This is a genomic window from Pseudomonas sp. P1.8 (assembly GCF_001269805.1).
GTDB lineage: Bacteria > Pseudomonadota > Gammaproteobacteria > Pseudomonadales > Pseudomonadaceae > Aquipseudomonas.
In genome coordinates this window covers 423,456-441,973 of the sequence record NZ_LHVM01000023.1, presented here as the reverse complement: position 1 = coordinate 441,973, position 18,518 = coordinate 423,456, and the positions used below count along the sequence as shown (strand labels likewise).

Here is an 18,518-nt window from a genome sequence, read left to right as displayed (position 1 = left end):
CGCGGAAATCCCAGGATCGGGGTCTCCGTGGGCGATGGGGCAGAATTCAGGCTGTTTCTTCGGCGTTAAGAATGGTCAGCACGGTTTGCACATTTTGCGCGGCGTCACGACCCAGGCTGGTTAGATAACCGCCATCAGGCTGGTCGGTCAGTTCTTTTTCAAAAAGGCGTTTGGCGGCGGCAATGTGTTTCGGGGCAGCGGTCTGATGAATCTTCAGACCTTCCTGGGAACTGTCCAGGTTGAAGAGTGCGAGGACTTCCAGTTCGGCAACCAACTCAGGGGTAAGCGACATAAGGACTCCAGACTTTCTAGGAATTGGACGACAGCGCCCCTAAGGTGAGCCCACTTGCGCGGCATGTCCAGTGCTCGCGACAGGGTTTTTTCGATGGGGGCAACGTTCCCCGGCGGAACGTAATTCACTGGGGTGGGATCAGTGTAGTCGCGGGCTGACTGGCAACCGGACGGATTGGCAACAAATTGTGTGGGATAGGCATTTTGTGGCGAGGGAGCTTGACCCCGCTGGGTCGCGGAGCGGCCCCAAGAGCTTTACGACTGCTTCCCAGTCGAGCGGGAGCAAGCTCCCTCGCCACAGTGATCGGCGTCGATGCTTACTTCTTTTCCGGCGGCAATTCGGGCAATGCGCGCAGCGCTGCTTCGTACCATTCGGTATTGAACGCGCGGTCTTCTTCGAGAATCGCGTCGATTTCTACTGCCAGTACATGAGCCATCAGATTGAGGATTTCTTCGCGCTCGTAACCCACCAGGGTCAGCTTGTTGAACGTCGCCTTGGCCGCTGGCGGATTGTCGCTTTCAATCTGGTTTTCGATGGCCTGGATCAGGGTGCTCTCGGCGAACTCTTCTTCGTCGTTGTCGATATCGGTTGGCTCGCTCATGGCAGGCTCCTTGGAGAAAGACGGCCAGTCTACCCGCATTCAGGCGCGTGATGCTGCTGGCAAGAAACCCTGAAGCGTTCTATAAACAGCCACTGCCCACCCCCGCACGGCCTGGAGGCTATGTGATGCTCAAGCTCTACGGTTTTTCTGTCAGTAACTACTACAACATGGTCAAACTGGCTCTGCTGGAAAAAGGCCTGCCGTTTGAAGAGGTGCCGTTTTATGCAGGCACCAGCCCCGAAGCGCTGGCGATCAGCCCGCGCGGGAAGGTCCCGGTTTTGCACGTCGAACAGGGTTTCATCAACGAAACCAGCGTAATACTGGAATACATCGAGCAGAGCCAGAAAGGTACGCCGCTGCTGCCGAGTGATCCGTTCGAACGCGCACAGGTTCTCGCGTTGGCCAGGGAAATCGAGTTGTATATCGAACTGCCGGGTCGGGCTTGCTACCCCGAAGCGTTTTTTGGCGCGAAGGTACCCGAGGCGATCAAGGAAAAGACCAAGGCTGAGTTGCAGCTCGGCATGGCAGCATTGGGCAGGCACGGAAAATTCAGCCCCTACGTGGCGGGCGACAGCCTGAGCGTGGCGGATCTGTATTTCCTGTACAGCGTGCCGTTGGCGTGTGGGGTCGCCAAGAAGCTGTTTGGCATCGACCTGTTGGCCGACTTGCCGGCAGCCAAGGCGTTGCTGGAGCGTCTGGGGCAAAACCCGAACGTGCAGCGAGTGGCGGCGGACAAGGAGGCGGGGATGCCCGCGTTCATGGCGATGATTGCGGGGAAGAAATAGGTCTTGTAGCGCGTCAATAACACATTCGCGGGCAAGTTGAATCGCCGCACCGCTTGCTCCTACGGGCTTGAATCAAACCCGGGGAGTGTGCGGTGCGACGCCCCTGCCAAGCTTCAGCGGCTGACGAGTAATGCCTGGCCGCGGGCTACCGCAGCCTTCACCTGCGCTGGCGCAGTACCGCCGATGTGGTTGCGGGCATTGACCGAACCTTCCAGGGTCAGCACGGCAAACACGTCCTGATCGATCTGGTCGCTGAACTTGCGCAGTTCCTCCAGGCTCATTTCTGCCAGATCCTTGCCGCTGTCCACGCCGTATTTCACGGCATGTCCAACGATTTCGTGGCAGTCGCGGAACGGCAGGCCGCGTCGCACCAGATAGTCAGCCAGATCTGTGGCGGTTGAAAAACCCCGCAGGGCCGCTTCGCGCATCATGGCGTGCTTGGGCTTGATCGCCGGGACCATATCGGCAAAGGCGCGCAGCGAGTCGCGCAGGGTGTCGGCGGCGTCGAACAGCGGTTCCTTGTCTTCCTGGTTGTCCTTGTTGTAAGCAAGAGGCTGGCCTTTCATCAGGGTCAGCAGGCCCATCAGCGCTCCAAATACGCGGCCTGTCTTGCCACGAACCAGCTCAGGCACGTCCGGGTTTTTCTTTTGCGGCATGATCGAACTGCCGGTGCAGAAGCGGTCTGGCAGATCAATGAACTGGAACTGCGCGCTGGTCCATAGCACCAGTTCTTCCGAGAAGCGCGACAGGTGCATCATCGCGATGCTGGCGGCCGAGCAGAATTCGATAGCGAAGTCGCGATCGGAGACGTTATCCAGCGAATTGCCGCCGACTGCGTCGAAACCCAGCAGCTGCGCGGTGAACTCACGGTCGATCGGGTAGGTGGTGCCGGCCAGTGCAGCGCTGCCCAGTGGCATGCGGTTGGTGCGCTTGCGGCAGTCGACCAGGCGCTCATAGTCGCGGCTGAGCATTTCGAACCAGGCCAGCATATGGTGGCCGAAGGTCACCGGTTGCGCGGTTTGCAGGTGAGTGAAACCGGGCATGATGCTGGCGGCTTCGCGCTCGGCTTGCTCGAGCAGACCTTTTTGCAGGCGGGTGATTTCGCTCAGGATCAGGTCGATTTCGTCACGCAGCCACAGGCGGATATCGGTGGCAACCTGATCGTTGCGGCTGCGGCCGGTGTGCAGCTTTTTGCCGGTCACGCCGATGCGGTCGGTCAGGCGCGCCTCGATGTTCATATGCACGTCTTCGAGGTCGATGCGCCAGTCGAACTGGCCGGCCTCGATTTCACCCTGGATGGTGTTCAGGCCATCGATGATGCTGTCGCGCTCGGCATCGGTCAGCACGCCAACCTTGGCCAGCATGGTGGCGTGGGCGATCGAGCCCATGATGTCGTGGCGATACAGGCGCTGGTCGAAAGTGACGGAGGCGGTGAAGCGGGCGACGAAGGCGTCGACGGGTTCACTGAAGCGGCCGCCCCAGGACTGATTGGTCTTGTCAGTGCTCATGAATTCGCTCGTTTCGGCTTGAAGTAAGAAGGCGTGGAACGCTGGCGCGGATAATAACAGGGTTGCCAATCCTGTCGCTGACACTGGTCGACACGTTTTTTTCGGGTTGTAACCATGAGCCTGCGCAATTTTGCCAGACGATATTTTTCATTTGAGCAATATCACTCCTGCAACCGTCTACAGTTGGACAGTAGGGATCAGCGCACTTTTCGGTGCGGAGGCTGACTACTACTATAAGAAGAGGGGGTTCATATTGCGTATCAGCAAACCCTGTGGCGGTGCATCGCCGATGCGGGCCTGGGCCGCCATTTGCCCGGCAGACGAAAATTTAGCCGCCGGACCAGCGGCACTTTTTGACGCTCGCGCTAGTCTTAGCGTGGATCGCGGTGACGGACGTCACTCCACCTGTCTACGCTATCCTTGTGCGAGACTCACGCAGGAATCCAGCGCAATATGAATGTCCTGATCGTTGATGACGAACCCTTGGCCCGCGAGCGCCTGAGCCGAATGGTCGGCGAGCTGGAGGGATACAATGTCCTGGAGCCAAGCGCCACGAATGGTGAAGAGGCGTTGGCACTGATCGACAGCCACAAACCGGATATCGTTTTGCTCGATATTCGTATGCCAGGCCTCGATGGCCTGCAAGTGGCTGCGCGACTGTGCGAACGCGAAACCCCGCCCGCCGTGGTGTTTTGCACGGGCCCCGATGAATTTGCCGTGGAAGCCTTACAGGCCAGCGCCGTAGGCTATCTGGTGAAACCTGTGCGAACTGAACAATTGCATGATGCGTTGAAGAGAGCCGAGCGTCCCAATCGCGCCCAGCTCGCGGCCCTGACCCGCCCTGCTGCCGAAAGTGGCAGCGGCCCGCGCAGCCATATCAGCGCCAGAACCCGTAAAGGGATAGAACTGATTCCTCTGGATCAGGTGGTGTACTTCATTGCCGATCACAAGTACGTGACTTTGCGTCACGAGGCCGGCGAAGTCCTGCTCGACGAACCGCTCAAGGCGCTCGAAGACGAATTCGGCGACCGTTTCGTGCGAATCCATCGCAATGCATTGGTGGCGCGTGAACGTATCGAGCGATTGCAACGCACACCGCTCGGGCATTTTCAGCTGTTTCTCAAAGGCCTGAACGGCGATGCATTGATCGTCAGTCGGCGTCATGTGGCCGGCGTGCGAAAAATGATGCAGCAGCTTTAATTCGCCGGCCGCAGGCGTATTTAACACCCGATTTCCGGACATCCGGGGCCAGGGAGGCCGCGCAGTATCTGATACAAGTCAAAGTGGATTTGGCTGAGCTGTTATTATCCGTCGCATTTATTCAGTACGGATTGATCCATGTCCTCTCGCGAGATCCGCATCGCCACCCGCAAAAGTGCGCTTGCCCTGTGGCAGGCCGAATACGTCAAAGCCCGTCTTGAAGCGGCCCATCCGGGCCTGCTCGTGACGCTGGTGCCCATGGTCAGTCGCGGCGACAAGCTGCTCGACTCGCCGCTGTCGAAAATTGGCGGCAAGGGTTTGTTCGTCAAGGAGCTGGAAACCGCGCTCCTGGAAAACGAAGCCGATATTGCCGTGCATTCGATGAAAGACGTGCCGATGGACTTCCCTGAAGGCCTGGGTCTGTTCTGTATCTGTGAGCGTGAAGACCCGCGCGATGCCTTTGTCTCCAATACCTACGCCAGTCTGGATGATTTGCCGCAAGGCAGTATTGTCGGCACATCGAGCCTGCGCCGTCAGGCTCAGTTGCTGACCCGCCGCCCGGACCTGGAAATCCGCTTCCTGCGGGGCAATGTCAACACTCGCCTGGCCAAGCTCGACGCCGGTGAATACGACGCGATCATTCTGGCGGCTGCCGGCCTGATTCGCCTGGGCTTCGAAGACCGCATCACCGCGACCATCAGTGTCGATGACAGCCTGCCGGCCGGTGGCCAAGGCGCAGTGGGCATTGAATGCCGCAGCGCTGACAGCGCAATTCATGCGCTGCTTGCGCCGCTGCATCATCAGGACACTGCCACCCGCGTCACTGCCGAACGTGCCCTCAATAAACATTTGAATGGCGGCTGCCAGGTGCCGATTGCCTGCTACGCCGTACTTGAGGGTGAGCAAGTGTGGTTGCGTGGCCTGGTGGGCGATCCGGGCGGTGGCCTGCTGCTCAGTGCTCAAGCGCGTGCTCCGCGTGGCGATGCCGAGGCGCTGGGTGTGCAAGTGGCAGAAGACTTGCTGAGTCAGGGTGCCGACGACATCCTCAAAGCGGTTTACGGCGAGGCAGGTCACGAGTGACCGGTTGGCGCTTGCTGCTGACGCGGCCCGTCGATGAATCGATGGCGCTGAGCAACTTGCTGGCCGGGCAGGGGGTTTTCAGCAGCAGTCTGCCGCTTTTGGACATCGTGCCGATGGCGGTCACTGACACAATGCTCCTGAGGGTTCAGGCGCTGGATCAATACTGTGCGGTCATTGTGGTCAGCAAGCCGGCGGCGAGAATCGGTGTCGAATTATTGAATCGGCATTGGCCACAACTTCCGCGCATCAAGTGGTTCAGTGTGGGTGCAGCGACGGCGCAAATGCTTCAAGACCGCGGCCTGGATGTGAGCTTTCCGGCAGAAGGTGATGACAGTGAGGCCTTGCTGACGCTGGCGCAATTGCGCGAGGCTATCGCCGGCCCGGATCCGCGAGTGTTGATCATGCGTGGGGAAGGCGGGCGCGAATTGCTGGCTGAGCGTATGCGTGAGCTTGGTGCTAGTGTCGAGTATCTGGAAGTGTACCGCCGCGACCTGCCGAAATATCCGCCAGCAGCACTCCCTGCAAGGATCGAGGCGGAACGCCTGAACGGGCTGGTGGTCAGCAGTGGACAAGGTTTTGAGCACCTGTACCAATTGGCAGGCGATGCCTGGCCGCAGTTGGCGCGATTGCCATTGTTTGTACCAAGTCCCAGGGTTGCCGAGCTGGCGCGTGCCGCCGGGGCCAAAACAGTTGTGGATTGTCGCGGCGCGAGTGCCGCGGCTTTGCTGACGGCGTTACGGGAGCATCCCGTACCCGTTTTTTAATGCAAAGGATGGATACGTGAGCGAAACAGCCTTGCCTAAAGATGACGTGCAGCCAGTGCTCGATGCACCGGTTGATGTACCTGGCGATGACATGCCGCCGCCTGCTGCAGTGCAGCACCGAGGCAATGGGCTGGCAATCGTCGCGCTGCTGCTGGGCGCCGCCGGTGTCGCGGTGGGTGGCTGGGGTGTCTGGCAGGTGCGGCACCTGCAAGCCAATAATCAGCAGCAGTTGAGTCAGGTTCAGGCTTTGAACGATCAGGCGCAAAGCCTGAAACTCAATGAAGAGCGTTTGACTGCGCGGCTGGCGGAGCTGCCTCAGGCCGATGAGCTGGAAGCGCGTAGCCGACTTGTCGCTCAGCTGCAGGGCGATCAACAGCGCTTGAACCAGCGTCTGGAAACTGTCCTGGGCGCCAGCCGCAAGGACTGGCGTCTGGCCGAGGCCGAGCACTTGTTGCGTCTGGCCAGCCTGCGACTGTCCGCCTTGCAAGACATCAGCAGCGCCCAGGCGCTGGTACAGGGCGCTGATGAAATTCTGCGCGAGCAGAATGACCCGGGCTCCTTCGCCGCACGCGAGCAAGTGGCCAAAACCCTGGTGGCTTTGCGCAGCACCGAACAGCCGGATCGCACCGGGTTGTTCCTGCGCATCGGGGCACTGCGTGATCAGGTGATCAGTCTCACTGAGCTGGCTCCGGAATATAAAGACCGTGGCGATTCGTTGCTCGGCCTGACCGCCGATGGCGACGGAGCCAGTCGCTGGGCTCAATGGTGGGATCAGATCTCGCGCTACATCCGCATCGACTTCAACGCCGACAAGAATGTCCGACCTCTGCTGGCGGGCCAGAGCCTGAGTCAGGTTCGCCTGGCGCTGAGCCTGGCGATGGAGCAGGCACAATGGGCTGCGCTCAATGGTCAGGCCGCAGTCTACACCCAGGCGCTGGATGAAGCGCGGGACGTACTCAAGGGCAACTTCAATCCGGATAACCCGCAAAGCAAAGTCATGCTGGAGCAGGTGGCTGAGTTGAGCAAGCAGCCGGTCACTGTGGTCACGCCTGACCTGACGGGCACGCTCAGTGCGGTTCAAGGGTATCTGGAGCGGCGCAATGTGAATGCCGAGGATTCCATCAAGCCGCTGCCAAAACCAGCCGCGAGCGCCGCGCAGGAGGCCACGCCATGAAACGCCTCTATGTGATCGTGTTCCTCGCCATTGCTGTCGCAGCGGCGTTGGGGTTGGCGATTGCCGAGCACGCCGGCTACGTGCTGGTGGCCTACAAGTCTTTCCGATTTGAGTCCAGCCTGTGGGCGACCCTGGCACTGGTGGCCGTGCTGTGGCTGGTCATCTGGGGCATAAAGGCACTGATCGAACTGGTAATGACCTCCAGTGGCGTGGTCAACCCATGGTCTCGGCGTAATCGCAGCCGTCGGGTGCAGGTGGCGATTGAGCACGGTCAACTGGATCTGGCTGAAGGTCGCTGGGCCAGCGCGCAACGTCATCTCTACCGGGCTGCTGAAGCCGAGCGCCAGCCGCTGCTTTATTATCTCGGTGCTGCCCGGGCCGCAAACGAACAAGGGCATTACGAGGAAAGCGACAATCTGTTGGAGCGCGCACTTGAGCGTCAACCCCAGGCCGAACTGGCCATCGCGTTGAATCACGCACAATTGCAGACTGATCGCGGCGATACCGAAGGCGCTCTGGCCACCCTTCAAGCGATGCGCGAACGCCATCCGCATAACGCGCAGGCCCTGCGTCAGTTGCAGCGCCTGCACCAGCAGCGCGGCGACTGGTCGGCAGTGATTCGCCTGTTGCCGGAGCTGCGCAAGGATAAGGTCCTGCCGGCCGCCGAACTTGCCGAGCTGGAGCGTCGGGCCTGGGGTGCGAACCTGTCTCTGGCAGCGCAAACGGACGAGGACGGAACGGTTGGTCAACAGTCACTCGATCGTGCCTGGAAACAGCTGACTTCGGCACAACGACAAGAGCCGCAGCTGGTGCTGGCCTATGCCGAGCAGTTGCGCCAACTGGGAGCCCAGGTTGAAGCCGAGGAAGTCCTGCGTACCGCGCTCAAACGCAACTACAACAGTCACTTGGCGCGTCTCTATGGATTGGTTCGCGGCAGCGATCCGGCTCGTCAGCTTCAAACCGCCGAAGGTTGGCTCAAGGATCATCCGGCGGATCCCAGCCTTCTGTTGACCTTGGGCCGGCTATGCTTGCAAAACAGTTTGTGGGGCAAGGCTCGGGACTATCTGGAAAGCAGCTTGCGCGTGGAGCGCAATCCCGAAGCCTGCGCGGAATTGGCGCGCCTGCTGGCGCAAATGGGTGACGCCGAACGTAGCAATCAGCTTTTTCAGGAAGGTCTCGGTTTGTTGGATGAGCGTCTGTTGGCGGCTCCGCTACCATTGCCGGTTCGCGTCTGAAGCGCGTCTTTTTGCAGCAACTGGCGAGGCACGCGCCAGCTGCTGTAGAAGTGCAAAATGCAGGCAGTTTCCTTTTTCTGGGTGGTCTTCAGCAAAATCCTACAAAGGACTACGTTTAATCCCCTCACCTGCGTCGGGATTTCCCTACACCTGTGGTGAAGTGTCTCTGGCAACCAGCCTTGAAACGCGTTCACGCTTTCCTCTACCGTAACTGTCTGTCTCAACTTTTACGGAAAAGCCATGATTTTGGCCCGCTCACGCTCCTTGTTTTTCATGGCTTTCATCGCCGGTGCTCTGGCGTTGGGCGGTTCCTATTATCTGGAATATGTCGTTGGTCTGCGGCCTTGCGGCTTGTGTCTGTTACAACGCTTTTGCCTGGCACTCTTTACCGGCTGCTGTCTGATGGCTTCAATTCATGGTGCCGGTCGTGTAGGGAATGGCCTCTACTGGCTGCTTACGCTTGTTTGCAGCCTGGCGGGAACTGTCACGGCATGGCGACAGGTGTTGCTGCAAAGCAATCCTCTGAATCATTTAACGGCATGCTCAACCAATTTGAATGACCTGTACGCCAATACATCCTGGGTGTCATTTGTGCGCAAGATGTTCGATGGTACGTCTGACTGTGTGGAAATTTCCTGGACGCTGTTCGATTTAAGCATCACGGAATGGAGCCTGCTGTTGTTTATTGCGATGATGATTCTGGCTGTTTCGCAGGTGTGGCGCGGAGTTCGGATCCGCTGTCAACGACCGCTTAGCGGCGACTCGTCGCGCCGAACGCTTATCAGTGATTAAACACTTGTATGAACATTATCGTCTGCGTACCTTGAAGCCAGTGTCGTGCGGGCATAATCTGGCCCGCACGTGTCATTGGAATTATGTTGCTCGATGACGCTCTGCCTGACCGCCCACCGACGTTACAAGAGGCGAGCGGGCATAGAGCAGCTGACCCACAAGGGAAGAGAGATCACCATGCTCGAAAGTTGTCAGAATGCTCAGGAACGCTGGGGTGGAGTGCACCTGCTGATCGACCGTTGGCTGCAGGAGCGCAAAGAGCTGATCGATGCATACGACAAGCTCGGTGCAGAGCCTGAGGCGCTGGGCGAGAACCGAAAGCCCTTGCAGGAGTTCTGCGGCGTGCTGGTCGACTACGTGTCAGCCGGGCATTTCGAAATTTATGAACAGTTGACGGGGGAGGCCAAGGCCTTCAACGACAAACGTGGGCTGGAACTCGCCGAGACGATCTATCCCCGTATCGATGTCATCACCGAGAAGCTTCTCGCGTTCAATGACCTTTGCGATGAAGGCAAATGTGTCGCCGAGAAGTTCAAGGAGCTGGGCGGACTGTTGCACGAGCGCTTTGAACTGGAAGACTGCCTGATCGAAGTGCTGCATACCGCACACAAGGAAGTCGATTCGGTTCAAGCCTGAATCGCTTCACGCGAGACTCAAAAACGGTGCGCCAGGGCGCGCCGTTTTTTATGCCCGCTCAGCTGGTAGCGCCACGAAGCTCGACTTCGAACACCAGTGGTGTGAACGGTGCGATCACGTCACCGGCACCGTCGGCGCCGTAGGCTTGAGACGAAGGAATCACAAGTCGCCACTTTGCACCGACGGGCATGTTTTGCAGCGCGCTCCGCCATCCGGCAATGACGCTGTCGAGACTGAACCATTGTGGTTGGTTGTTCTGGTCGAATACCGTGCCGTCGGGCAAGCGACCGATGTACAACACTTGCACCTTGCCATTGGGTCCGGCCGTCGCACCATTGCCCGCCGTAAGCTCGGTCAGCAATACACCATCCGCCAGTTCATGAACGCCCGGCCTGGCTTTTTCTTCAGCGAGAAAACGTTGTTCTTTTTCCATGGCCGCCTCGCTGCGCGGTTCGGCTGATTGCATGGCAATCCGGGCTTCGTGCTCGGTCAGGATCTGTTCGATCTGTTCGTCTTTCAGTGCCAGAGGTTTGCCTTGATAGGCTTGTTGCAGGCCTTCGATCAGCGCCTGAAGTTGCAGGTCGGGAACCTCCTGGCGCAAGCGTTCACCCAGGCTCGCCCCCAGGCTGTAAGCAAGATCGTGAGCCTCATTTTCTCGCGTGGTTTCGGCGGCATGTGCCACAGAAAAGAACACGCACAGCGATAAAAAAAAGTAGCGCGACATGGGCTCTCTCCGACCTGAATTGCGCGCGATTATGCCAGTGAGATTGCGCGCAGCGGTGAACTGCTTTTACGTCGACGCAGAAGTTTTTCCGTCCTTTGCAACACAGCGCTTTCGATAGTGTCAACATGCCCTAGCGGCGGTTGCTGCAGAGGTCTAGTATGAGCCGCACTCACTTCAGCCAGGAGGTAAACCATGTCGGCCACCAAGAAGCCAGTAAATACTCCATTGCACCTGCTCCAACAACTCTCGGGCAGCCTGCTCGAGCATCTGGAAACCGCTTGTTCCGAAGCCTTGGCTGATGCTGAGAAATTGCTCGCCAAACTGGAAAAGCAACGCGGTAAAGCCCAAGAAAAACTGCACAAGTCCCGCACCAAATTGCAGGACGCTGCAACCGCTGGAAAAGCCAAGGCGCAAGCCAAGGCCAAAGGCGCAGTAGGCGATCTCGAGGAGTTGCTTGATGCGCTCAAGGATCGTCAATCGGAAACTCGCACCTACATTCTGCAACTCAAGCGCGATGCTCAGGAAAGCCTGAAACTGGCCCAGGGCGTTGGTCGTGTACAAGAAGCTGTCGGCAAGGCGTTGTCCCTGCGTGCAGCCAAACCTGCTGCGGCCCCTGCGAAGAAAGCCGCCGCCAAACCGGCTGCTGCAAAAGCACCGGCCAAGCCTGCCGCTGCAAAAACTGCTGCTGCCAAACCAGCAGCGAAAACTGCCGCCGCCAAGCCCGCTGCAAAACCGGCAGCAAGAAAACCTGCCGCTGCCAGCACCGCCAAACCTGCGGCTAAAACCACGGCCGCAAAACCTGCCGCTGCTCGTTCTGCCGCCAAGCCAGCCGCTGCTCGAACTGCCGCTGCGAAACCTGCTGCAAAACCGGCCGCCAAACCTGCTGCCAAACCAGCAGCACGAACCGCTGCCGCTAAACCTGCAGCGAAGCCTGCCGCCAAACCTGTTGCGGCCAAAACCGCTGCCAAGCCAGCGGCCAAACCTGCTGCCAAAGCACCGGCAAAACCAGCCGCTAAAACAGCTACTGCGAAACCCGCCGCTGCTAAACCTGCCGCCAAGCCTGCTGCAAAACCAGCTGCCAAACCGGCAGTGAGAAAGCCGGTTGCCGCCAAGCCAGCCACAGCACCTGTGGCCAAGCCTGCTACTCCGGCTCCAGCCGCAGCACCTGCCTCGGCATCCACCCCATCGACAGCTACGCCAGCACCAACGCCGGCGTCTGCTCCGAGTGCAGCAGTGACCTCCCCGACCAGCGCTTCCTAAGTGCCGGTTACCGCGACGCGCAGTTGATGCAGCGCGTCGCGGTCCAGGTGGGCGGCGCCAGCCGCCACACCTTCAAGCCAGGCCGAGAGATCGGTCGCCTCATCCTGCGGCCAATTGTGTGCCGATCGTTCCAGTCGCAATAGCAGATGTCGCTCGGCTTCCAGCTCCAGCGCCTTCACTTGTTCACGCAAAGTATGCAAATCGACGTCTTCCGACGCCGCTGCTTTCCACTGCGTGCGCAAGGCTCGTAACGGCCGAACCACGTCGGCGTCCCAGGACTCGGCCACAGTGCGAAGTTGCTGCAAGCGCTGTTCATTGCAGGCGACTCCTCGCCGGCTCAGCCATGCAGCGCACAGCAGCAGGCAGACGTTAACGCCCGCCGACTGCAATTGCAGGCAGGCCTGTTCAACGCCCGGTCGGGCGTAACTGCTCAGGGAAAAGCTCCACAGGTCAGAGGACATAGTGCTACTCGCGCCAGTTGCGAGCGAAGCTGGTAGACTCCGCCGCCATTATGATTCGACTTCAGAACCTGACTTTACAGCGTGGCCCGCAACGTCTGCTAGAAGACGCCGAGCTGACGCTGCACGCCGGCCAGAAAGCCGGCCTCATCGGTGCCAACGGCGCCGGCAAATCGAGCCTGTTCGCCCTGCTTCGGGGTGAACTGCACCCGGACTCTGGTGATTGCTTCCTGCCGGCCGACTGGCGTATCGCCCACATGCGCCAGGAGGTCGACACGCTCGAACGCCTGGCGGTCGACTACGTGCTTGATGGCGACCTGCGCCTGCGTCAGGTGCAACGTGACCTGGCAGTAGCCGAAGCGGCCCACGACGGTGCCGCTCAGGCCCGCCTGCACTCCGAGCTCGATAGCGCCGACGGTTACACCGCCGATGCCCGTGCCCGCAAGTTGCTGGCCGGTTTGGGGTTCACCAACGAGCAGATGGATCGCCAGGTAGGAGATTTCTCCGGTGGCTGGAGGATGCGTCTGAACCTGGCGCAGGCCTTGATGTGTCCTTCGGACCTGCTGCTCCTCGACGAACCGACCAACCACTTGGACCTCGACGCCATCATCTGGCTCGAAGAGTGGCTCAAGAGCTATCCCGGCACCTTGATGCTGATTTCCCACGACCGGGATTTCCTCGATGCCGTGGTCGATCATGTGGCCCACGTCGATCAGCGCAAGATCACCTTGTACCGCGGTGGCTACAGCGCTTTCGAGCGTGCCCGTGCCGAACGTCTGGCCCAGCAACAACAGGCGTACGAGAAGCAGCAGGTGCAACGTGCGCACATGGAAAGCTACATCGCCCGCTTCAAGGCCCAGGCCACCAAGGCCCGTCAGGCCCAGAGCCGGATCAAGGCGCTGGAGCGGATGGAAGAGTTGACCGCTGCCCACGTCGACTCGCCGTTCGATTTCGTCTTCCGTGAATCACAGAAAATTTCCAGCCCGCTGATTGATCTGTCCGATGCTCGCCTGGGCTACGGCGACAAAGCCGTATTGGAAAAGGTCAAGCTGCAACTGACGCCGGGCGCTCGGATCGGTTTGCTTGGTCCGAACGGCGCCGGTAAATCGACCCTGATCAAGAACCTTGCCGGTGAGCTTTCGCCTCTGGCCGGGCGCTTGACCCGTGGCGAGAACACTGTGGTCGGTTATTTCGCCCAGCATCAACTCGACTCTCTGGACTCCAAGGCCAGCCCGTTGCTGCACTTGCAACGTCTGGCGCCGACCGAGCGCGAACAGACCCTGCGCGACTTCCTCGGCGGTTTCGACTTCCGTGGCGCGCGGATCGATGAGCCGGTGCTGAATTTCTCCGGTGGCGAGAAGGCGCGTCTGGCCTTGGCGTTGATTGCCTGGGACCGGCCGAACCTGCTGCTGCTCGACGAACCGACGAACCACCTGGACCTGGAAATGCGCCTGGCGCTGACCATGGCCCTGCAGGAGTTCAGTGGTGCTGTGTTGGTGGTCTCTCACGATCGCCACTTGCTCAAAAGCACCACCGACAATTTCTATCTGGTGGCAGACGGCAAGGTTGAGGAATTCGACGGCGACCTGGAGGACTACACCCGCTGGCTGGTGGAGTATCGCCAGCGCAATGCGCCGGTCAGCAACACGCCGGTCAACCCGGACAAGACTGACAAGAAAGCCCAGCGTCAGGCCGCTGCTGCGTTGCGTCAGCAACTGGCGCCGCACAAGCGCGAGGCCGACAAGCTTGAAGTCGAGCTGGGCAAGCTTCACGAAAAACTGGCGAAGATCGATGCCAGTCTCGGCGACAGCGATATCTACGAGCCGGCGCGCAAAAACGAATTGCGTGACCTGCTGGCCGAACAAGCCAGGCTGAAGGTACGTGAGGCGCAGTTGGAAGAGTCTTGGATGGAAGCGCTCGAACTGCTGGAAAGCATGCAGGCGGAGCTGGAGGCGCTGTCCTGATGGACGCCTTCAAGCTGCCCCTGCCCGCCATGTGGGTGGAGCCGATCTGGCTCGGCGTACAAATCCTGTTGATCCTGCTGGCCGGCTACGTTGCCCAGCGTTTCGTCGCCAAATGCCTGACCCGTCTCGGCGAGCGCTATCCGTTTCCGCCGCAGTTGCTGATGCCGCTGCGCGGTGGCCTGCGCTGGCTGATCATGGGCAGCGCATTGATTTTGGTGCTGGAGCGTCTCGGGGTTTCGGCCACGGTGCTTTGGACGGCGTTGTCGGGGTTTGTCGCAGTCGCGGCGGTGGCGTTTTTCGCCATGTGGAGCGTGCTCTCCAATTTACTGTGCGCGATCCTGATTTTCACCGTCGGCCCGTTCCGGCTGGGCGACGTGGTCGAACTGGTGGATACCACTGACAAGCCGGGCGTGAAAGGGCGCGTGATTGCGATCAATCTGCTCTACACCACATTGATCGAGGCCGAGGAACTCGGCACCGGCAGCGCCATGGTGCAAGTGCCCAACAGCTTGTTCTTTCAGCGTTCGGTCAGGCGTTGGCGCGGGACGGATGTGTTTCCTTCCAGCGGATTTGAGAAGTAGCCCTCAAGATCGCAGCCTTCGGCAGCTCCTACATTGGAACGTGTTTTCCCGTAGGAGCTGCCGAAGGCTGCAATCTTTGTTTTCGACCATCAGCATTCCCTTTTCCTACAAAAAATCGGTAGTCATGGGCCCAAAGCCGCATTAGCTTAGACATCTGTCACGAGTCTGAGTCGAGGTGTGCAATGGAGCTTCAAACGTGGCTGGCGTTCTTTGCCGCCTGCTGGGTGATCAGTCTTTCCCCTGGTGCCGGCGCCATTGCGTCGATGTCCAGCGGTCTGCAATACGGGTTCTGGCGCGGTTACTGGAACGCCTTGGGCCTGCAATTGGGTCTAGCGGTACAAATTGCGATTGTCGGTGCCGGTGTCGGGGCGATTCTCACGGCGTCGGCGACGGCCTTCCATGCGATCAAATGGTTCGGCGTGGCGTACCTGGTCTATCTCGCGATCAAGCAATGGCGCGCGCTGCCCAGCGATATGAGCGATGACGCAGCGGTTCGCCAGATCGGCAAGCCCTTGGCCCTGGTGTTCCGTGGTTTTCTGGTGAACATCAGTAACCCCAAGGCGCTGGTGTTCATGCTCGCGGTACTGCCGCAGTTCATCGATCCGCATGCACCGCTGCTGATTCAGTACGTGATCATCGGCGTCACCATGATCTGCGTCGACTTGATCGTCATGGCCGGCTACACCGGCCTGGCCTCCAAAGTATTACGTCTATTGCGCACACCGAAACAGCAAAAGCGCATGAACCGGACGTTCGCCGGGTTGTTCATCGGTGCGGCGGCCTTCATGGCAACTTTGCGAAAAGCCGCCGTGTAAAAACATCCAAGTAAAAAAGGCGACCCTGACGGTCGCCTTTTTTGTTTGGAAATCAGCACCCTGGTGAGGATGAATCGCTAACAAAGCTTGAGCGAAACCCGGCAGGCGTTAACAATATGTAACTTCGTATTTCCAATTGAGATTCATTCATGATTGCGCCGTCCCGTTTACTGGCCTGGCTGCTGCTGCCGCTGTTTGCGTCATGCAGCTTTCAATTGCTGGCCGATCCCGTTGATGGCGCGCCGCAGGCGTTGCACTTGCTTGATTACATCGGCGCGGACTACCCGGACACGGTGCAGGCTGGAAGCATCATTAATGAGGCCGATTACCGCGCCCAACAAGAGTCGATCAAGGCATTGCAGGCCTTGGTCGAGGCCATGCCGGCCAAGCCGGAGAAAGCCGCTCTGGAGCAGGGCGTGGTCATTCTGCGAAATGCAGTCGCCGCTCGTCAGGAGGGCGCCGAAGTAGCCCGGCAGTCTCGGCAACTGGGCGCAAAGCTGGCCGTGGCCTATGAGGTCAGCCAAGCCCCGATCATTACGCCTGATCCCGCCCGCGGTGCGCCGCTATATGCCCAGCACTGTTCGGTCTGCCACGGTGACACCGGTGCCGGCGACGGCCCGGCGGGTGTCGGCCTGACCCCGCCGCCATCCAATCTGCGCGATGCCACGCGTCTGGATCGCCTGAGCCTCTACGCGATCTACAGTGCTGTGGGCCAGGGCGTGGAGGGGACGGATATGCCGGCTTTTGCTGATCAGCTTGACGATCGTCAACGCTGGGACCTGGCGACCTATATCGCCAGCTTCAGTGCCGAAGTGGCTGCGGTCAACGGTGACAAAATCTACAACATCGCCGACCTGTCCCGTCAGACGCCGGTTGAAGTGCAGGCCGCCGAAGGGCCGCAAGCAGCGGCGACATTCCGTGCCCAAAGAGCGCAGCCTCCACAGGTCAAACGTGGACCGGCGCAATTGCTCGATTACACCGCCGCTACCCTGGACAAGAGTATCGCGGCGTATCGTGCCGGTGATCACGATCAGGCCTATGACCTGTCGGTAGCGGCTTACCTGGAAGGCTTCGAACTGGTTGAGAGCTCTCTCGACAATGTCGATGCCAATGTGCGCAAAGACACCGAAAAATCCTTGATGGCTTACCGTCAGTCGTTGCAGGACGGTTTGTCGGTGAACGAAGTCGAGCAGCGACTGGATGCGGCCAAGGCAAAACTGAAAACCTCAGCCGGATTGTTGGGTGGCGATGGCTTGAGCTGGTCCCTGAGCTACATCTCCGGTCTGCTGATCCTGTTGCGTGAAGGGCTGGAAGCGATCCTGGTGCTGGCGGCGATACTGGCGTTCCTGCGCAACACCGGCCAACAATCGGCGGTACGCAGCGTCAACGTCGGCTGGGGCCTGGCGTTGGTCGCAGGTTTGGCGACCTGGGCGGTGGCAGCCTATGTGATCGATGTCAGCGGTTCACAGCGTGAGTTGCTGGAAGGCGCGACGGCATTGTTCGCCGCCGTCATGGTGCTGTGGTTGGGCGTGTGGATGCACGACCGTCGCCACGCAGCGGCCTGGCAAGACTACATCAAGAGCAGCCTGGTGGGCGGCGGCGGACGGTTCGGCTTTGCGACCCTGGCGTTTTTTTCGGTGTACCGCGAGTTGTTTGAAGTGATTCTGTTCTACGAAACCCTGTGGTTGCAGGCAGGTCCGGCGGGGCATAACGCGGTATTGGCCGGTGGCGCTACGGCGCTGGTGCTGCTGATCGGTCTGGCGTGGGTGATTTTGCGCGGATCGGCCAAGCTGCCGCTGTCGTTGTTCTTCAGCATCAACGCCGGCCTGTTGTGCGCGTTGTCGGTGGTGTTCGCCGGGCATGGCGTGAAGGCGTTGCAAGAGGCCGGAATCTTCGGCACGCGGCCGGTGCCGTTCATTGAGTTCGACTGGCTGGGGATTCACGCGGATGCGTATTCGCTGAGTGCGCAGGCTGTGGCGATCGTAGCGATCGTTGTGTTGTATGGTCGTAGCTGGGTGGCCGAGAAGCGGCGGGTTACGGCTTAACAGCATTCGCTACGCTCATAATCGCGAGCAGGCTCGCCCACAGGATTAGCGTTAACCTTGTGGGAGCGAGTCTGCCCGCGATGCTTTTCAACAGAGGAAAACATGATGCGCGTATGGATCGATGCCGACGCCTGCCCCCGGGCGGCCAAGGACCTGGTAGTGAAGTTCGCCCTCAAGCGTCAGTTCGAAGTGGTGCTGGTGGCCGGGCAACCGCAGATCAAACCGGGTCTGGCGCTGGTCAAGTTGATCGTAGTGCCGAGCGGCCCGGATGCCGCAGATGATTATCTGGTGGAACACGCGGTTCCCGGCGAGCTGGTGATTTGCAGCGACGTGCCGCTGGCCGATCGTTTGGTGAAGAAGGGTGTGGCCGCGCTGGATCCGCGTGGCAAGGAGTTTGACGCGCAGAACATGGGTGATCGGTTGGCGGTGCGTAATCTGTTTACCGATCTGCGCGAACAGGGCCAAGTGAGCGGTGGCCCGGCACCGTTTGGCGAGCGTGAGAAGCAGGCGTTTGCCAACGCGCTGGATCGGATCCTGACCCGGCTCACCCGTAAGATCTGAAAAGATCGCAGCCTGCGGCAGCTCCTACAATGGATCGGTGCGT

General features: G+C 59.8%; 19 protein-coding genes. 14 read left to right on the top strand and 5 right to left on the bottom strand.

Features of this window, described 5'->3' with window-relative positions; translation table 11 throughout:
* Nucleotides 1–46: 46 nt before the first annotated feature.
* Nucleotides 47–292, bottom strand: coding sequence for a TIGR02647 family protein (locus AD668_RS26245; protein ID WP_053163770.1), 246 nt, complete (start codon nt 290–292; stop codon nt 47–49).
* A 316-nt stretch (nt 293–608) separates the two neighbouring features.
* Nucleotides 609–893 carry a hypothetical protein gene (locus AD668_RS26240; RefSeq protein ID WP_053163768.1) on the bottom strand — a complete coding sequence of 95 codons (285 nt, stop codon included), beginning with the start codon at nt 891–893 and terminating at the stop codon, nt 609–611.
* A 125-nt stretch (nt 894–1,018) separates the two neighbouring features.
* Between AD668_RS26240 and AD668_RS26235 the strand changes: the two genes are divergently transcribed.
* Entirely contained in the window at nt 1,019–1,678 is a 660-nt protein-coding gene (locus AD668_RS26235) for a glutathione S-transferase family protein (RefSeq protein WP_053163767.1), read from the top strand.
* 113 nt (nt 1,679–1,791) lie between these two features.
* Here AD668_RS26235 and argH read toward each other — a convergent pair whose 3' ends face one another.
* Nucleotides 1,792–3,186 carry an argininosuccinate lyase gene (gene argH / locus AD668_RS26230; protein ID WP_053163765.1) on the bottom strand — a complete coding sequence of 465 codons (1,395 nt, stop codon included), beginning with the start codon at nt 3,184–3,186 and terminating at the stop codon, nt 1,792–1,794.
* 453 nt (nt 3,187–3,639) lie between these two features.
* Between argH and AD668_RS26225 the strand changes: the two genes are divergently transcribed.
* The 7 genes from AD668_RS26225 to AD668_RS26195 all read left to right on the top strand — a co-directional run bounded on the left by AD668_RS26225 (nt 3,640) and on the right by AD668_RS26195 (nt 10,067).
* Entirely contained in the window at nt 3,640–4,386 is a 747-nt protein-coding gene (locus AD668_RS26225; RefSeq protein ID WP_053163763.1) for a LytTR family DNA-binding domain-containing protein, read from the top strand.
* A gap of 138 nt (nt 4,387–4,524) precedes the next feature.
* Complete coding sequence (gene hemC, locus AD668_RS26220) at nt 4,525–5,466, top strand: hydroxymethylbilane synthase (RefSeq protein WP_053163761.1); 942 nt, start codon at nt 4,525–4,527, stop codon at nt 5,464–5,466.
* Nucleotides 5,463–6,230 carry a uroporphyrinogen-III synthase gene (locus AD668_RS26215; RefSeq protein ID WP_053163759.1) on the top strand — a complete coding sequence of 256 codons (768 nt, stop codon included), beginning with the start codon at nt 5,463–5,465 and terminating at the stop codon, nt 6,228–6,230. Before hemC ends, AD668_RS26215 begins: the two co-directional genes overlap by 4 nt.
* A gap of 16 nt (nt 6,231–6,246) precedes the next feature.
* On the top strand, nt 6,247–7,404 hold the full coding sequence (locus tag AD668_RS26210) for a uroporphyrinogen-III C-methyltransferase (protein ID WP_053163758.1): 1,158 nt from the start codon (nt 6,247–6,249) through the stop codon (nt 7,402–7,404).
* Entirely contained in the window at nt 7,401–8,639 is a 1,239-nt protein-coding gene (locus AD668_RS26205; protein ID WP_053163757.1) for a heme biosynthesis protein HemY, read from the top strand. Before AD668_RS26210 ends, AD668_RS26205 begins: the two co-directional genes overlap by 4 nt.
* Nucleotides 8,640–8,879: 240 nt before the next feature.
* On the top strand, nt 8,880–9,431 hold the full coding sequence (locus AD668_RS26200) for a disulfide bond formation protein B (RefSeq protein WP_053163755.1): 552 nt from the start codon (nt 8,880–8,882) through the stop codon (nt 9,429–9,431).
* 177 nt (nt 9,432–9,608) lie between these two features.
* The gene (locus tag AD668_RS26195) at nt 9,609–10,067 is read left to right on the top strand and encodes an Rsd/AlgQ family anti-sigma factor (RefSeq protein WP_053163753.1); all 459 of its coding nucleotides are present in this window, start codon (nt 9,609–9,611) and stop codon (nt 10,065–10,067) included.
* Between the two features lie 58 nt (nt 10,068–10,125).
* Here AD668_RS26195 and AD668_RS26190 read toward each other — a convergent pair whose 3' ends face one another.
* Nucleotides 10,126–10,791, bottom strand: a complete 666-nt coding sequence (locus AD668_RS26190; protein WP_053163751.1) for an FKBP-type peptidyl-prolyl cis-trans isomerase — start codon at nt 10,789–10,791, stop codon at nt 10,126–10,128.
* A 192-nt stretch (nt 10,792–10,983) separates the two neighbouring features.
* Here AD668_RS26190 and AD668_RS29240 point away from each other — a divergent pair, with 192 nt between their 5' ends.
* Entirely contained in the window at nt 10,984–12,051 is a 1,068-nt protein-coding gene (locus AD668_RS29240) for an AlgP family protein (RefSeq protein WP_082344567.1), read from the top strand.
* On the opposite strand, the gene AD668_RS26175 is transcribed toward AD668_RS29240, so the two are convergent.
* Nucleotides 12,048–12,512, bottom strand: a complete 465-nt coding sequence (locus tag AD668_RS26175) for a TIGR02444 family protein (RefSeq protein WP_053163747.1) — start codon at nt 12,510–12,512, stop codon at nt 12,048–12,050. The genes AD668_RS29240 and AD668_RS26175 overlap by 4 nt on opposite strands.
* 50 nt (nt 12,513–12,562) lie before the next feature.
* On the opposite strand from AD668_RS26175, the gene AD668_RS26170 reads away from it, so the two are divergent.
* From AD668_RS26170 to AD668_RS26150, 5 genes are all read left to right on the top strand, one after another.
* A complete protein-coding gene (locus AD668_RS26170) occupies nt 12,563–14,473 on the top strand; it encodes an ATP-binding cassette domain-containing protein (protein ID WP_053163743.1) in 1,911 nt (636 codons plus the stop codon).
* On the top strand, nt 14,473–15,054 hold the full coding sequence (locus AD668_RS26165; RefSeq protein WP_053163741.1) for a mechanosensitive ion channel family protein: 582 nt from the start codon (nt 14,473–14,475) through the stop codon (nt 15,052–15,054). The genes AD668_RS26170 and AD668_RS26165 overlap by 1 nt, the downstream gene beginning before the upstream one ends.
* 182 nt (nt 15,055–15,236) lie before the next feature.
* Nucleotides 15,237–15,869, top strand: a complete 633-nt coding sequence (gene rhtB, locus AD668_RS26160) for a homoserine/homoserine lactone efflux protein (protein WP_053163739.1) — start codon at nt 15,237–15,239, stop codon at nt 15,867–15,869.
* A gap of 149 nt (nt 15,870–16,018) precedes the next feature.
* The gene (locus AD668_RS26155; RefSeq protein ID WP_053163737.1) at nt 16,019–17,914 is read left to right on the top strand and encodes a cytochrome c/FTR1 family iron permease; all 1,896 of its coding nucleotides are present in this window, start codon (nt 16,019–16,021) and stop codon (nt 17,912–17,914) included.
* A gap of 105 nt (nt 17,915–18,019) precedes the next feature.
* Nucleotides 18,020–18,475: a YaiI/YqxD family protein gene (locus AD668_RS26150; RefSeq protein ID WP_053163735.1), complete on the top strand. Its 456-nt coding sequence runs from the start codon at nt 18,020–18,022 to the stop codon at nt 18,473–18,475.
* Nucleotides 18,476–18,518 lie beyond the last annotated feature (43 nt).